This window comes from Alteromonas sp. NFXS44 (assembly GCF_040148705.1).
In the GTDB taxonomy this organism is placed as follows: domain Bacteria; phylum Pseudomonadota; class Gammaproteobacteria; order Enterobacterales; family Alteromonadaceae; genus Alteromonas.
The window spans coordinates 14,530-28,897 of sequence record NZ_JAGDEA010000012.1; the positions used below are offsets into that span (position 1 = coordinate 14,530).

Consider the following 14,368-nt stretch of genomic DNA (forward strand, 5'->3'; position numbering starts at 1 on the left):
GTACCAGCAGACTTTACAAGAACGCTATCTCTATGAAAGTAACGGATTCCGGTCAATCCCCTCCTCTTCAGCCGGCTGTCACGGTGAAAACTGAAAAGTCCTCCGGGACGCAGGCAGAACCCCGTAAAAGCAGCACGGCTTCACGCTCTGCCAGTGACAATGCGCAACGTATACAGTCGTTGTTTGCCCGTGCAGGCATAGGTCACAACATGATTCTGCCGGATGAAGCTGCCCGTCAGCAGGCGATAAAACGCAGAAATGATATTCTGGCGTTGTCGCGCATAAAAAACCTGCAGGCCATCATGGATGTTGCATTGAGTGTCAGCTTAACGGAGACCAGCAATGAACCGGTTGATCCCGACTGGTTTTATGCATTTTCCCGTCTGGCAGAGAATATTCACTCCCCCGCGATGCAGGGACTATGGGGAAAAATTTTTGCTGTTGAAGTCAGTAAGCCAGGCGCTTTTTCCCTGCGTACACTGGAAACACTAAAAGTGCTGACCCAACGGGATGCAGCAATGTTTACCAGAGCAGCCTCTTTGTCCTGCTTGCGTCAGGGAGATACCGTGCCCCGCCTGATCACCGGCTATCACCGTAAGCCCGGTTTCTGGCGTTTATTTGGTCACCGTCAACCCGAGGCTGTAAACCTGGCTGCCTATGGTCTGAGTTATCCGGATCTGCTTGCCCTTATCGACATGAAACTGATATTCGCCAGCGAAATTGAAAGTGGTGAATTACCGGTGTCTGAAAGTATTAAATGGCGTTGCGGTAACGACACGTTTACTGTAACCCCATCCGGTCAGGGACTTGCCTTTGTATACTATAAATTTACCAGTACCGGTGCAGAGCTTGCCAGACTCATAACCAGACATAATGCATCGGCATATGTGGATGCACTTAAGCAACGCCTCAGCCAGGCTTTCATTATTGAATAACCGGGTAAATAAAAAAGGGCGGCATACCAGCTGGCAGCCGCCCTTCCTGATCCTCTGTAAACAATCAGATACCGTCACCGAATTCGTGCAGGCCACATTCCCGCTTCAATCCGAAGAAGCGTGTATCCTGCTCACTCATGCCCTCTTGCAGAGACTGAGTAGTATGCCAGTCACCAATGGACACATAGCCTTCTTCCCATAACGGGTGATACGGCAAATCGTTATCTTTCAGATAGTAGTGCAAATCTTTATTCGACCAGTCGATGATCGGATAAACCTTGAACTGATTGCCAACTTTCTGCAGTACGGGTAACTTTTCCCGGGTATCAGACTGACTTCTGCGTAAACCGGCAAACCATGTACCCGCACCGAGCTCTTTCAGCGCCCGTTGCATCGGTTCAACTTTGTTCATCCGGTTGTATTTCTCAATGCCTTCGACACCCTGTTCCCACAAACGGCCAAATCGGGCTTCCTGCCAGGCGGAGGTCATGTCAGAACGATATACCTTAAGGTTCAGATTAAGCTTTTCGGTGAGCTCATCAATAAACTTATAGGTTTCCGGAAAAAGATAACCGGTATCCGTCAGAACCACGGGAATATCCGGCATTGCTTTAGTCAGCAAATGCAGCATCACCGCAGACTGTGCGCCAAAACTGGAAGACAAAATCGCGTTGCCGGGCAGCATTTTCAGTGCCCGGGCAATACGGTCAGCCGCATCCATGCCTTCCAGCTCTGCATTAATTGCTGCAATCTCCGCCGCACTGGTATCCAGTGACAGCGGTGATGTGGTGTCGATTAAGGTATCAGTCATAGAAATCTCTTGCTGAGTCAACAACAGGCGCAATGATGCCTGCTCTGACGACGTAGTCACCGAACGCTTCACCGCTTTCACGTTCTTTCGCCCAGCGACCAATCAATGTATCAAGTTCCGAGAAGATCTCATCTTCACTGATGTTCTCCTGATACATTTTCGGAATACGCGTACCTTCACGGTTACCGCCCAGGTGCAGGTTGTATTTACCCGGACCTTTACCCACCAGCCCAATTTCGGCCAGCATGGCGCGGCCACACCCGTTAGGACATCCGGTAATACGGAAGATAATGCTGTCATCTGCAACGCCATGTTGTGATAACAGTCCTTCCATGCGGTCAACCGCTTCCGGCAGATAACGCTCAGCTTCAGCCATCGCCAGCGGACAGGTTGGCAACGACACACAAGCCATGGAGTCGAGCTTCTGGTTAGATGTATCGTCTTCAATCAGCTTGTGATCGCGGGCGATTTTTTCAATCACAGCTTTCTGATCCGCCGGTACACCTGCAACAATCAGGTTCTGATTTGCGGTCATCCGGAAGTCACCTTTGTGGATCTTCGCGATTTCCTTACAACCGGTTTTCAGCGGACGGCCCGGGAAGTCAAGAATACGGCCATTCTCGATGAACAGAGTCAGGTGGTACTTACCATCGATACCTTCAACCCAGCCAAAGCTGTCACCACGGGTAGTAAATTCATACGGGCGGCTGTCAGCAAAGCTCACACCTGCACGTTTTTCCACTTCCGCTTTAAAGTTTTCAACGCCCACACGCTCAAGGGTGTATTTGGTTTTCGCGTTCTTACGGTTAACACGGTTACCCCAGTCACGCTGAGTCGTTACCACTGCTGCCGCTACATCCAGCGTATTTTCCAGCGGGATGAAACCAAAATCAGTTGCTTTACGGGGATACGTTGACTTATCACCGTGGGTCATAGCCAGACCACCGCCAACCAGTACATTAAAGCCCACCAGCTTGCCGTTTTCAGCAATAGCGACAAAGTTCAGATCGTTAGCGTGAACATCCACATCGTTTTGCGGTGGGATCACAACGGTAGTTTTGAACTTACGTGGCAGATAGTTATCACCTAAAATCGGCTCAACCGGCTTCTCAGTAGATTCAACTTTCTCGCCATCCAGCCAGATCTCGGCATAAGCACGGGTTTTCGGCAACAGGTGCTCGGAAATCTTCTTCGCCCACTCATAAGCTTCTACGTGAAGCTGAGACTCTACCGGATTGGAAGTACACAGTACGTTACGGTTCACATCACCGGCAGTAGCAATAGAGTCGATACCGGTACTGTTCAGCGTCTGGTGCATCAGCTTGATATGCGGCTTCAGTACACCGTGAAACTGGAACGTCTGACGGGTAGTAAGGCGAATACTGCCGTACATGGTGTGCTCTTCAGCAAACTTGTCGATAACCAGCCACTGCTCAGGAGAAATAATACCGCCGGGTAAACGGGCACGCAGCATCACGTTATGCAGCGGCTCAAGCTTCTGTTTTGCGCGCTCAGGACGAATATCGCGGTCATCCTGCTGGTACATACCGTGGAAGCGGATCAGCTGAAAGTTATCAGCCGTGAAGCCACCGGTGAGATCGTCTTTCAGATCCTGCTCAATGGTGCCACGTAAATTATTACTTTCACGCTTCAAACGTTCGTTGTCGGCCAGTTTGCCTTCAACAATAAAAGGAGACTTTTCGTTACTCATTAATAAACATCCTTCTGATAACGTTTCGCTTTGCGCATGGCAACTAAATACTCTTTGGCGTCGTCTTCAGACTTGCCGCCGTGCTGCTGAATAATTGATAACAATACAGCTTCAACATCTTTTGCCATGTGGGTTGCATCACCACACACATAGAAATGTGCGCCGGCTTCTAACCATTCGAATACGTCTTTACCGTTTTCGATCAGACGGTGTTGCACATAAATCTTTTCTTTCTGGTCACGGGAGAATGCCAGTGTGATCTTGTCAACCAGACCCGATTTCACGTAGCCCTGCCACTCAACCTGATAGAGGAAATCCTGAGTAAAATTAGGATTACCGAAGAACAACCAGTTCTTACCGTCTGCACCTTGTGCGTCACGCTCTTGCATAAAGGCACGGAACGGCGCAATACCGGTGCCCGGCCCAACCATAATAACTGGCGTATCCGGGTTTTCTGGCAAACGGAAGTTGTCATTTTTCTCAATGTACACTTCCACTTCTGCGCCTTCTTCCAGACGTTCACAGAGGAAGCCGGATGCGCCGCCCTGATGGCGTTTGCCAAAGGCTTCATAATCAACATGAGCGATGGTCAGATGCACTTCGTCTTCCACTTCATCCTGACTGGAAGCAATGGAATATAAACGGGGCGTCAGCGGACGCAATGCATCAGTCAGTACCTGCGCATCAACCTTTGCAGGATGTTCCCGTACGATATCGATGATCTGACGCTCAGCCAGATAAGTCCGTAACTGAGCAGGATCTTCGATCAGCGCAGCCAGAGCATCAGAGCCGGTAGCCTGCTGATAAGCCTTGACGAAAGTCGGATAACTCAGCGTCAGTTCCAGCTTCCCGGCGAGGGCATCTGCGATAGTCGTTGTAGCATCTGCCACTTTCACTTCTTCACTGCCGCTTAAGCCGGTGAGAGATAACATCTCTTCAACCAGTGCCGGAGCGTTTTTAAACCACACGCCCAGTGCATCACCAGCACGGTACTGAATACCGGAATCTACCAGGCTGATTTCAACATGACGGATGTCTTTAACAGAATCGCGGCCGGTAATTTTTTGCGACCCGATAAGCGTAGCTGCAAAAGGCGCCTTTTTCGTGTAGGTCTGCTCTGCACTGCCGGCGACTGCCGAACCTGACTGCACAGCAACCGCAGCGCCTGCCGGGGCACCGGCGAAGTCGTCCTTCAACGCAGCAATTAGCTGCTCACCCCAGCTCTTCGCTGACTCTTCGTAATCAACATCACAGTCCTGACGTGCAACAACAGCCGAACCGCCAAGTTTGCCTAAACGCTCGTCAAAGTCTTTGCCTGTCTGACAGAAGAACTCGTAGCTACTGTCACCCAGACCCAGTACCGCATATTTCAGACCATCCAGCTTAGACGCCTTTTTGCCACCTAAAAATTCGTGGAATTCCACTGCATCATCAGGAGCATCACCTTCACCGTGTGTGCTGACAAAAACAGCCACGTGGGTTTCAGCTTTGATCTGGCGGGGCTTGTAATCAGCCATGCTAATCAGTTTACTGGTATACCCTGCCGCTTCGGCCTGCGCCTGAAACTGCCGGGCAACACCTTTTGCATTACCCGTTTGCGAGCCATAGAGAATGGTGAGCACCGGGGCATTGCCCGCTGCCGCCGCCGGCGCTGCTAACTGAGGTGCAACAGCACCACCCTGCGCGGCAGCCATTCCTGCTGCGTAACCACTTACCCAGGTAAGCTGATCACGGTTTAAGCCTGCAATGGCCTGCGTAATCGCATTCCATTGTTGCTCATTGAGCACCGCACCGGGTGCTTGATTTTGATTCGAATTCGCTGACATAACTCATAAGCCTTATTGAGATAGCGTAAAGGTATCGACTTTTTTTGAGAAGAGAAAAGAATAAATCACACTTTTTTATGCTCTAAAGTTTCTAAAAAGCACTCTTGAAATGTGATCACCCTCTAAAAGACAACTGCCGCAAGCAATGCTTACGGCAGTTTTACAATCGCAGATTAGTCCGGCGGTTTTATCTGACCAGCCGGTCAGCGGGATCAGAAGTGGATTTCAATACCCGCAAACGGACCATCCCAGCTCATATCAGCATAGGCACCGTCAAGATCATCCAGATCCACTTCCACATTCCGGTAACCAGCCTGAATCGTCATGTCTACTGCCAGGCTTTCAATAAAGGAATATGTCAGCGCAATCTGATAGTCACTGAAGGTATGATCGCCAACCGACAGATAATTCCCTTCGGCATAAGCGCCCAGACCGGTAAACGGCAGGCCTACAGCAACCCGTGAATAAGCCATGGGGATAACACCGGAAAAAGGCAGCTCGCCGCTGGTCTGTGTATCAGCATCATTGACAAACAATGTACCGTCGATGTATTTGCCTGTCAGACCCAAATCAAAACTGACCAGGTCGTTGTCAAACAGCTCGTAATACAGTGTCAGATCGGTGGTGGACATTTCTACCTGTGTATAAATATCACTGCCGGTGGTGTACAAGTCGCCATCAAAGGTGAAACTGGTTTGTAGCGCAGTGGTGCCATCTGAGTCCAGCGTAGTGTAGTTCACCTTCACGTTTGGCAAAAACGGCACCGGATGTTCAACAGCGATATATAAGGAAGAGTTTGCCTGACTGTCAAAGTTGAAGTCAGCCATTGTGCTGTCATTGGAAAATGTGCCGTCATCAGCAAAGCCGCCTGACGTACTTGTGCGCCATCCCTGACCACCGAGATAAAGACCGGCCAGTGTGTCTGCCATTACAGGCGATGCAGATAAAGCTGCAGCGGTAGCTACTGCCATAATGCATTTTTTCATGAATTATCCTTGATTGAGAAGTTCAGTCAGTTCGATTAGTGCTGCATTAGCACGGGAAATATAATTCGCCATTACCAGTGAATGGTTCGCCATCATACCGAAACCATCCCCGTTTAAAATCATCGGACTCCACACTGTTTGTTGTGTAGCTTCCAGTTCACGGATAATTTGACGCAAACTGACCAGCGCGTTTTTGTCTTCCAGTACATCCGCAAACTCAATTTCCACCGCTTTTAAGAAGTGTAGCATTGCCCAGGTAGCACCGCGGGCCTCATAAAAATTATCGTCCAGCTTCCACCAGCTGGTTTTCACCACTTTTTCATTCACAGTCGGTGTAGATTGTCTGGCATTTTTATCACCGGCAAGATCTGTATTCATCCGCGATGAACCTACACTGGCGCTCAGACGTTGAGAGTAAGACCCCAGACGTTTTTCAACCTGTTTCAACCAGTCCCGCAGGTTATCGGCGCGGGTATAGAACTGACCGTCGCCGCGGGTCGGGTCTACCAGTTCTGCTCTGTAGGCTTTTAATGCCTTAATACCGTTGCGGTAAGATGACTCTGCAGACGGTAACGCCCAGCTCCGGCTGTTTACGTTAAATTCCGGCTGTGCTTTTGTCAGATTCGGGCTTTCAATAGACTGGGACTGAGAACGGCTGAAATCTTTGCGCATGGACAACGACAAATCACGGATCATTTCCAGTGCACCATATTCCCAGGCAGGCATATTGTCTAAAAAGAGACCGGGAGGCATGACATCATTTGACAGATACCCGCCAGGCTTATCCAGCATACGTTCAGTAACCAGAATCAACGTGGTCGTTACAGTGTATCCGGGCACTTCAGTTTGAGTGGGGTTTTCTGCTGTTGCAGCGACAGACTGTCTTACATCAAATGTGTCAGGCTCGACACTCCAATACACGCCAATTAACCCAAAGAGTAAAAACAGGATCAGCACAGTTGCTGAGATCGTTTTGGTGTTTAAGTATTGTTTAATGCTCAACGTTAATATCCTTTTCTAATGACAAAATGGGCGTTGTAAACGCCCATTTATTACCATGTACCTGCACTTTAGCATCATGACGGCGAATTTTCGCCTTAATTTACTTCGCTTTTCCATCACTTAATGATTCGGATACACCGTTCGGGATTGACGGGGACGGCGGAACAGCCAGATGACGGCTGCCACCAGTAACACTGGCCATAGTGCACTCAGCCCCATCACCAGCAGTGCTGCCACACAGGCAAAGACAGCCAGAGCGAGCGTCCCGAACACACTCAGTGCGACAATGAACCCGATTGCAACAAACACCAGACCCACCGCCGATGCTGCGGCAAAATTTTCTAACGGCGACAACATATCGTCACCCATCATCAAATGAATACCCCACCAGTCATTAAACAGATTGCCAAAGGCGTAAACAAGGATCAGTGCAATGATGACAGCCATAAATGCATTTTTCATTACGCCCACCTTGGTAACAGAAATGTTGCTGCGATATAAGCTATTAATACCGGCACATGAAACAGGATCAATCCGGCAACAGCGGCAACTCTTACCCAGGTCGCATCCACATCAAGGTATTTTGCCAGGCCTGCACAGACGCCACTTATCACGCCGTTGCCGGTATCGCGGTAGATTCGTTTATCAGTTTGCGGAAATTTCATCATATTCTCCTGTATGGCCGGTACGCGCCACCCGGCGCATAGCCGTATCAATTTCAGTTATCGTTCAGGCTGCGCGTTTTTTCTTCATGGCCGCCAGTTCAGCATCTATGGCATCGCTGGTTTCCAGCGCTTTAAACTGAGCTTCCAGAGACTGCCCGCTGCCATCGGTGACATCATAGGCATCAACCTGCGCTTCCAGGTGCTCAATACGCTGTTCGTAGCTGTCGAAACGCGCCATTGCCGATTCAATTTGCTCGCTGTGAGTAACACTGCGGGCTTTCAGACGCACGCCGGCATTCTGTTTTCTTGCCACCAGACTCTTTTGCTTCTGACGGGCTTCAGCCAGCTTTGCGTGCAGACGACCGGTGTCTTCCTGAATACCGCTTAACATTTCAGTTAACTGCACTTTTTGAGATTCAATGGCTGCCAGCTTGTCGTTGAAAGCGTTTTTCTGTACCAACGCTGCCCGCGCCAGATCATCCTTGCCTTTATCCATCGCCAGCTCAGCTTTTGCCATCCAGCTGTCAACATCCTTCTGAAGCTTTTCAGCCTGACGATCGAGATACTTTTCTTCAGCCAGATACTTCGCAGCCACGGAGCGCATTTCCACCAGCGTTTCTTCCATTTCCTGAATGATCAGGCGAATGACCTTCTCAGGATCTTCCGCCTTATCTAACATGGCATTGATGTTCGCCTGTACGATATCTGACATTCTTGAAAACATACCCATTGTGTTTCTCCTTTAACTGTCTTGTTTGTTCGGTTACACAATAGTTATTACAATGCCCGTGCCAGATATTTAAGACATTGTTTTAATTAAAATTTATATATTAAAGGATCATTATTCGGGGAAATTATTTGAAACCATGAACACAGAATGGCGAATATGACTATAGGGAGTGGTTAATTTGACCAGGCAAAGAAACGCTCTGTTAAAGAACGCTTCTTAGCCGGATGTTCGCAGGTTTGATCAGAATTTAAGACTAAAATTGACACCATATGTGACAGGGTCGCCGGGATACACGGCACCATTACTGGTTGTCGCTACCGCTGCATACTCTTCATCCAGCAAGTTTTTCGACCACAGCGCAATGCTGCACTCTGTTTCACTACCCCAGTTATATCCCACGCGCAGATTAACGATATCTGTTTCGTCTCTCACAAGCGCCTCAGTATTGGCAAGATCATTATATTGTTTGTCCGTGTAAGCATACTGCACGTTCACAATCAGCTCACCTGTTCTCAATGCTTTGAAATACTTAGCATTGACTCCGTAGCTTAACGGCGGTGCCTGTTTTAATTCCATTGAGCTGTTAATCAACATGGCTGCAGCGGGAGAAACGCGTTTGTACTTACCTTCTGTGGTACCAAGATAGGCATCAAAGGTCAGATCTTCAGTCGCAAGCCAGGTCGCTGCAACTTCAATACCGTAGGTTTCCACATCTCCGGCATTCACCCGCGTGACGCCATTCTCAGTAGTACCATTTATCTGGAGGTCGGTGTAGTCGTTATAGTAAAAGTTGGCGTTTAATCTAAATGACTTTGTCAGATCACTTTTAAACCCTGCTTCGTAAGTTTCTACGGTTTCCTCATTCACCGGCTGAAAGCCATCGGTAGACCAGCCTCCGGATTTGAACCCGGTTGTTATGGAAGCATAGAGCATAGTGGCCTCATTTAAATCATAGGCTGCCACCAGTTTCCACGACAGATTACCCCAGTCTTCTGACTGTTCTCCGGTGTTCGCTCTTCCCTGCGCACTCCAGTAATCCTCACTCGCCTCTGCTGTATAATGCTTGTCTTCAAATGTATATCGTAATCCACCAGTGAGCTTTAAGGCTGATGATACGTAGTGCGTATACTGACCAAAGACAGCCGCTGATTCGGTTATCAAATCAACATCACTGCTTCCGAAAAAGAACTCTGAATACTGAGAAGCATCCTCTCTGTACAAATAGAGTCCTGTGAGCCAGTCATAATTGTCACCTTGTTTAGCAAAGCGGAACTCCTGGCTGATCTGGTCCTGATTAATTTCCTGCAGAAACGGCGCGATCACGATAGTCAGCATTTCATGCTCAAAAGCACGGTATGCGGTGATTGAATCAAACGTCACATCACCAAATTGCCGGTGCGCTTTGAAACTGCTTCCTCTTTGATGCAGCCTGTTATAAAACTCGCCCAGCTGAGTATCGCCATTAATCAAAGCACTGACCGGAAACTCCGACTGCGATGTTGTAAACCAGTTTCCGTCTTCATCGTCTCTTAACACCGGATAGCCCGGCTCAGACAAGTCACGGAGAAAATCAGCCTGCCAGGCTAAATCCCAGATATCGCCATAGTACTTCAAAGCAACCCTGGCCCCGGATTTATCCACATCCCCCAGCCTTTCGCCATTATCCAGATTGGTAATAAAGCCATCGCGGTTTTTAGAAAACACCGAAACTTGTCCTGCCAGATTAGCAGACAAAGCCTTGTTCACCAGCAAATATCCGTTAACGATACTGTCTGAGCCGGCAGTGAGGTTAATTGTAGTATGATCATCAAGAGAAGGCTGGCGGGTCGTAATTCTGATGGCTCCCCCGTTTGAATTCCGGCCGTAAAGGGTGCCCTGAGGACCGCGCAGAATTTCAATTCCCTGTATATCCGCAAGATCAGTTAATGCTGCTGTCTGGCGGCCAATATAGATATCGTCGATATAAATGCCGACAGCAGGATCGGCCCCCACTCTCGACTCATCCTCTCCGATCCCCCTGATGAATACTTTCATCCCTCCGGTGGAACCGGGATTTTTGGCAACATTAATATTCGGAACAGTCTCGTTTATCGATAATGTGTCTGTCATGTTTCGCAGTGCAATATCCTGTTCAGATAATGCCGTAATAGCGATAGGAACTTCCTGCAAATTTTCTTCACGGTGTTGTGCCGTAACCGTAATTTTCTCAAGTTCCTGAGCATATGCGTTTTGAAGGCAAAGTCCGACAGATAAAGAGAGAAGTGACTTAGCAAAAATTGATGGCCGGGGATACTGTTTGGCTGACTTCATTTATCTTCCTTTTCAATGAATTAAGATATATCTATATATCATTAAAACACTGATAGCAATCAACCAGGGTACTGATTTGATGGAATATTATTAGAACCAGACTGAAAGGTCAGCTATAAAACACTGATTGTTCTGTTTTAATCCGGAAGATAAATTTTTACAAAAAAACAGGCAACCGTTTAAGATTGCCTGCAACTTCGTTCTGATAATTTTTGATGCTGAATTCGCATCTTACAGCAAGCCATAAGCTTACTCTTCTTCAGATTCAGCGTGTTCAGGTTTTGATTGTGTCCCGCTTGCAGCAAGATCAGTCACACTCACTGACCCCGTCTTTGTTTCATCCGACAAACTGAAGTTATACGTTGCGTTAGCAACAGACTGGCGTACGCCATTACTGATTTCTTCGCCCGCCATAGACACGGCCTGATCAATCATGCGACCAAGGAACGATTCAACAGCACTTTCCTTTGCCATCGCCTGTGAGCTTAACATCGCAGCAGTTAATACAAGGCTGGTTAATAGTGTTTTCGCTTTCATGGTGTTTCCCTCTGGTAATGTTTTAAATAAAGCCGTACCCACTGCGACGACAAGTTACCTGAGAGATAGCGAGAGACGTGCCAACCTCCAAAAAAATTTTATACCATTGATTTATTTAACATTTAAACTAGCCCTTGGAAAAATCCGATCAGTTCAAAAAACGAACAACACTACAAGTTAGCGAAATAAACCACCCACGTTGGTCTATTCCGCTACCCGTTCTGACTGAGATTCAATATCTCAGTCATCCCGCTTATTGCTGGAAACCGGTTTATGCGATTCGCTTACCGGCCATATTCTGAAGCATGTCAGGATGGCTTTTTAAATATGCCGGGCGCTGGCGAAGACGGGAGATATAATCCTGCATCTTAAGAGACGGAGTAAACCACCCCACTTTAGATGCAAAGTTCAGCAAACCGCCAAAGATCACATCAGCCGCAGTAAATTGCTTACCGGTTGCCCAGTCAGAATCTGGCGTTAATGCTTCAATAGTATCGATGATCCTCGGCATATCCCCCCAGCCGGCCATGGAAGCATCGGGATACTCAATATTTGCAGCGGCCAGCGTAAACGCGGGTTCAATAGCGCTGCCTGAAATAAACAGGATCCGGTAATACAATCCGCGCTCAGCAGACCCGGCAGCCGGCGCCATATCCTTCTGCGGATATTTATCCGCCAGGTAAGCGCAAATAGCAGCGGTTTCTGTAACAACAGTATCGCCATCAACCAATACAGGCAGTTTCTTCATCGGATTGATACGGTGCAGCTCATCCAGTTGCGGATTCTGTATGCCAAAATCAATACAAACCCGTTCGTGCTCAACGCCCAGTTCTGCAAGCATCCAGTCGGTCATGGCACTTCTGCTTCTTGGATTATAAAAATGTTTCATGATTTTCCTTCCCTATAATGTAATTTAACTGCTACCAAACTCAGGTCTCATTACGCGGCCTGAAGGCCCCGCACTCGCCATACCGGAAAGTGTATAGATAATTATGCCGTTAAATGGCATATTAAAAATATGGCGAATAAAAGCTTCACTAACCGGACTGACAGGCGGAGCCGCCTGATTGGCTTATTGCAGTCTGAGGAATACTGGAAAACCGCGGACTTACGTGAACAGTTGGGGGTCAGTCAGCGCACACTTATGCGGGAACTGTCAGAACTCAGGGAGGCCGGTTACCCGGTGGAATCCGACCGCGGAAGGGGCGGCGGCATACGGCTGTCTGGTCGCTGGGGCATAGACAGGCTGAATCTGACTCACCGTGAAGTCATTGAACTTATCCTCGCGCTGGCCATTATGGAGAACCTTCAGTCGCCGCTGCTTACGGGAAATTTAAAACACATCAAACAAAAGTTGTTTCAGGCGTTTCCGCAAAAGCAGCGTCATGTGGTCAGTGATATCCGCAAAAGAATTATGGTGGGAAATAACGCAGCGGCCAACATTGCATCGCACTATGGCGCACCGGCGCCTGATATGTCGGAAGAAATAGCAGAAGCGTTTCTGGGTCGTCACTTACTGGAAATCGACTATCAGGCAGAAAGCAGCGACATGACCAGACGGGTTATTGAAATCCACTACGTTCTGCTGAACTGGCCAATCTGGTATGTCATTGCCTGGGATCATTTAAGGGATGCCACCCGTGTATTCCGCATCGACCGGATAAAACGGGCCTGCATTGTAAAAGGTCATTTCAGGCCCCGACCGAAGGATACCTTCGCGACCATTTACGCGCCGTTTTTTAAAACAATTTAGTACTGCTATTCCGTTACACGGGAATCGAAGGCTTTTGCCTGCGCCTGCTCTACCTGCTCCAGCGCATTCATCAGAAGGTTTGGATCACGCTTTTTGCCCGTGCCATTCTGGCTTAAATAACGGCGCCAGATGCGCCCGCCGGCCTGTCCCTGGTACAAACCCAGCATATGACGGGCAACGTGCCAGGGCTTAAACCACTCATCGGTTTGGCGTTCAATGTACTGCTGCATAATGTGAACAATTTCGCTGCGGGATTTCACCTGTGCATCGTCTCCAAAAACCTGTTTATCAACGGAAGAAAGCAAATAGGGATTAGAATAGGCTTCCCGCCCCATCATCACGCCATCAACTTTATTTAAGTGTTCCAGGGTATCGCCCAGGGTTCTCACACCACCGTTAATACTGATATTAAGATTGGGGTGGGTTTCCTTAAGCTGGTAAACACGGGGGTAATTCAGCGGTGGAATTTCACGGTTTTCCTTGGGGCTCAAGCCCTTTAGCCAAGCTTTACGGGCGTGCACAATAAAGGTATCGCAGCCTGCATCTGCCACAATATCAACAAACCTGGCAAAACCTTCGTATTCGTCCATATCGTCAATGCCAATACGGCATTTAACCGTTACCGGAATATCCACTGCCGCCTGCATAGCTTTCACACAGTCAGCCACCACTTCAGGTTGTGCCATCAGGCACGCACCGAACGCACCGTTCTTGACCCGGTCGGAAGGACACCCTACGTTAATATTGACCTCATCATAGCCACGTGCCTGCGTCATTTCAGAACACCGCGCCATATCGGAGGGATCACAGCCGCCCAGTTGCAGCGCCACCGGATGCTCATCTTCGTTGAAAGCCAGATAATCGCCTTTACCGTAAATCAATGCGCCGGTAGTGACCATCTCGGTGTACAGCAAGCTGTGTTTTGAGATCTGACGCAGGAAATAGCGGCAATGTTGATCAGTCCAGTCGAGCATTGGAGCGACTGAGAATTTTCTGTTGTTTGAAATGTCAGACATGGAACTTACAACCTTGATTTATATGTGAAAAAGTAAATCTCATCGCATTTTTACCAGTTTCAAAATGTATGACATTTCCGTCGTAT

Annotated in this window: 14 protein-coding genes; 2 read left to right on the forward strand and 12 right to left on the reverse strand. The window is 48.4% G+C overall.

The window, feature by feature from the left end; genetic code table 11:
* The first annotated feature begins 32 nt into the window (after positions 1 to 32).
* Entirely contained in the window at positions 33 to 935 is a 903-nt protein-coding gene (locus tag J3369_RS17240; protein WP_349589236.1) for a TIGR03899 family protein, read from the forward strand.
* 64 nt (positions 936 to 999) lie between these two features.
* On the opposite strand, the gene J3369_RS17245 is transcribed toward J3369_RS17240, so the two are convergent.
* The 11 genes from J3369_RS17245 to J3369_RS17295 form a co-directional block, all read right to left on the reverse strand.
* On the reverse strand, positions 1,000 to 1,746 hold the full coding sequence (locus tag J3369_RS17245) for a phosphoadenylyl-sulfate reductase (protein WP_349589238.1): 747 nt from the start codon (positions 1,744 to 1,746) through the stop codon (positions 1,000 to 1,002).
* Positions 1,739 to 3,457 carry an assimilatory sulfite reductase (NADPH) hemoprotein subunit gene (cysI, locus tag J3369_RS17250; protein ID WP_349589241.1) on the reverse strand — a complete coding sequence of 573 codons (1,719 nt, stop codon included), beginning with the start codon at positions 3,455 to 3,457 and terminating at the stop codon, positions 1,739 to 1,741. The genes J3369_RS17245 and cysI overlap by 8 nt, the downstream gene beginning before the upstream one ends.
* Positions 3,457 to 5,283 (reverse strand): assimilatory sulfite reductase (NADPH) flavoprotein subunit, encoded by a 1,827-nt coding sequence (locus J3369_RS17255; RefSeq protein WP_349589244.1) that lies wholly within the window; start codon positions 5,281 to 5,283, stop codon positions 3,457 to 3,459. The genes cysI and J3369_RS17255 overlap by 1 nt, the downstream gene beginning before the upstream one ends.
* Positions 5,284 to 5,495: 212 nt before the next feature.
* Positions 5,496 to 6,269, reverse strand: coding sequence for a TIGR04219 family outer membrane beta-barrel protein (locus J3369_RS17260; protein WP_119502511.1), 774 nt, complete (start codon positions 6,267 to 6,269; stop codon positions 5,496 to 5,498).
* Between the two features lie 3 nt (positions 6,270 to 6,272).
* Positions 6,273 to 7,265: a DUF2333 family protein gene (locus J3369_RS17265; RefSeq protein ID WP_349591044.1), complete on the reverse strand. Its 993-nt coding sequence runs from the start codon at positions 7,263 to 7,265 to the stop codon at positions 6,273 to 6,275.
* A 126-nt stretch (positions 7,266 to 7,391) separates the two neighbouring features.
* Positions 7,392 to 7,733 (reverse strand): hypothetical protein, encoded by a 342-nt coding sequence (locus J3369_RS17270; RefSeq protein WP_349589247.1) that lies wholly within the window; start codon positions 7,731 to 7,733, stop codon positions 7,392 to 7,394.
* Positions 7,733 to 7,936, reverse strand: a complete 204-nt coding sequence (locus J3369_RS17275; protein WP_303574932.1) for a PspC domain-containing protein — start codon at positions 7,934 to 7,936, stop codon at positions 7,733 to 7,735. The genes J3369_RS17270 and J3369_RS17275 overlap by 1 nt, the downstream gene beginning before the upstream one ends.
* Positions 7,937 to 8,000: 64 nt before the next feature.
* A complete protein-coding gene (pspA, locus tag J3369_RS17280) occupies positions 8,001 to 8,666 on the reverse strand; it encodes a phage shock protein PspA (protein WP_349589249.1) in 666 nt (221 codons plus the stop codon).
* A gap of 240 nt (positions 8,667 to 8,906) precedes the next feature.
* Positions 8,907 to 10,976 (reverse strand): TonB-dependent receptor, encoded by a 2,070-nt coding sequence (locus tag J3369_RS17285; RefSeq protein ID WP_349589251.1) that lies wholly within the window; start codon positions 10,974 to 10,976, stop codon positions 8,907 to 8,909.
* 249 nt (positions 10,977 to 11,225) lie between these two features.
* A complete protein-coding gene (locus J3369_RS17290; RefSeq protein ID WP_349589254.1) occupies positions 11,226 to 11,513 on the reverse strand; it encodes a hypothetical protein in 288 nt (95 codons plus the stop codon).
* Between the two features lie 271 nt (positions 11,514 to 11,784).
* Positions 11,785 to 12,402, reverse strand: coding sequence for a glutathione S-transferase family protein (locus J3369_RS17295; protein WP_349589257.1), 618 nt, complete (start codon positions 12,400 to 12,402; stop codon positions 11,785 to 11,787).
* 129 nt (positions 12,403 to 12,531) lie between these two features.
* Between J3369_RS17295 and J3369_RS17300 the strand changes: the two genes are divergently transcribed.
* Positions 12,532 to 13,266, forward strand: coding sequence for a helix-turn-helix transcriptional regulator (locus tag J3369_RS17300; RefSeq protein ID WP_349589259.1), 735 nt, complete (start codon positions 12,532 to 12,534; stop codon positions 13,264 to 13,266).
* Between the two features lie 5 nt (positions 13,267 to 13,271).
* Here J3369_RS17300 and dusA read toward each other — a convergent pair whose 3' ends face one another.
* Positions 13,272 to 14,282 (reverse strand): tRNA dihydrouridine(20/20a) synthase DusA, encoded by a 1,011-nt coding sequence (dusA, locus tag J3369_RS17305; protein WP_349589262.1) that lies wholly within the window; start codon positions 14,280 to 14,282, stop codon positions 13,272 to 13,274.
* Positions 14,283 to 14,368: the final 86 nt, after the last annotated feature.

Bases quoted from the DNA above. Each gene is read 5' to 3' on its own strand.
- J3369_RS17240 (WP_349589236.1), top strand. From the start codon at position 33: ATGAAAGTAACGGATTCCGGTCAATCCCCTCCTCTTCAGCCGGCTGTC.
- J3369_RS17300 (WP_349589259.1), top strand. From the start codon at position 12,532: ATGGCGAATAAAAGCTTCACTAACCGGACTGACAGGCGGAGCCGCCTG.
- dusA (WP_349589262.1), bottom strand. From the start codon at position 14,282: ATGTCTGACATTTCAAACAACAGAAAATTCTCAGTCGCTCCAATGCTC.
- pspA (WP_349589249.1), bottom strand. From the start codon at position 8,666: ATGGGTATGTTTTCAAGAATGTCAGATATCGTACAGGCGAACATCAAT.
- J3369_RS17285 (WP_349589251.1), bottom strand. From the start codon at position 10,976: ATGAAGTCAGCCAAACAGTATCCCCGGCCATCAATTTTTGCTAAGTCA.
- J3369_RS17260 (WP_119502511.1), bottom strand. From the start codon at position 6,269: ATGAAAAAATGCATTATGGCAGTAGCTACCGCTGCAGCTTTATCTGCA.
- J3369_RS17270 (WP_349589247.1), bottom strand. From the start codon at position 7,733: ATGAAAAATGCATTTATGGCTGTCATCATTGCACTGATCCTTGTTTAC.
- J3369_RS17275 (WP_303574932.1), bottom strand. From the start codon at position 7,936: ATGAAATTTCCGCAAACTGATAAACGAATCTACCGCGATACCGGCAAC.
- J3369_RS17255 (WP_349589244.1), bottom strand. From the start codon at position 5,283: ATGTCAGCGAATTCGAATCAAAATCAAGCACCCGGTGCGGTGCTCAAT.
- cysI (WP_349589241.1), bottom strand. From the start codon at position 3,457: ATGAGTAACGAAAAGTCTCCTTTTATTGTTGAAGGCAAACTGGCCGAC.
- J3369_RS17290 (WP_349589254.1), bottom strand. From the start codon at position 11,513: ATGAAAGCGAAAACACTATTAACCAGCCTTGTATTAACTGCTGCGATG.
- J3369_RS17245 (WP_349589238.1), bottom strand. From the start codon at position 1,746: ATGACTGATACCTTAATCGACACCACATCACCGCTGTCACTGGATACC.
- J3369_RS17295 (WP_349589257.1), bottom strand. From the start codon at position 12,402: ATGAAACATTTTTATAATCCAAGAAGCAGAAGTGCCATGACCGACTGG.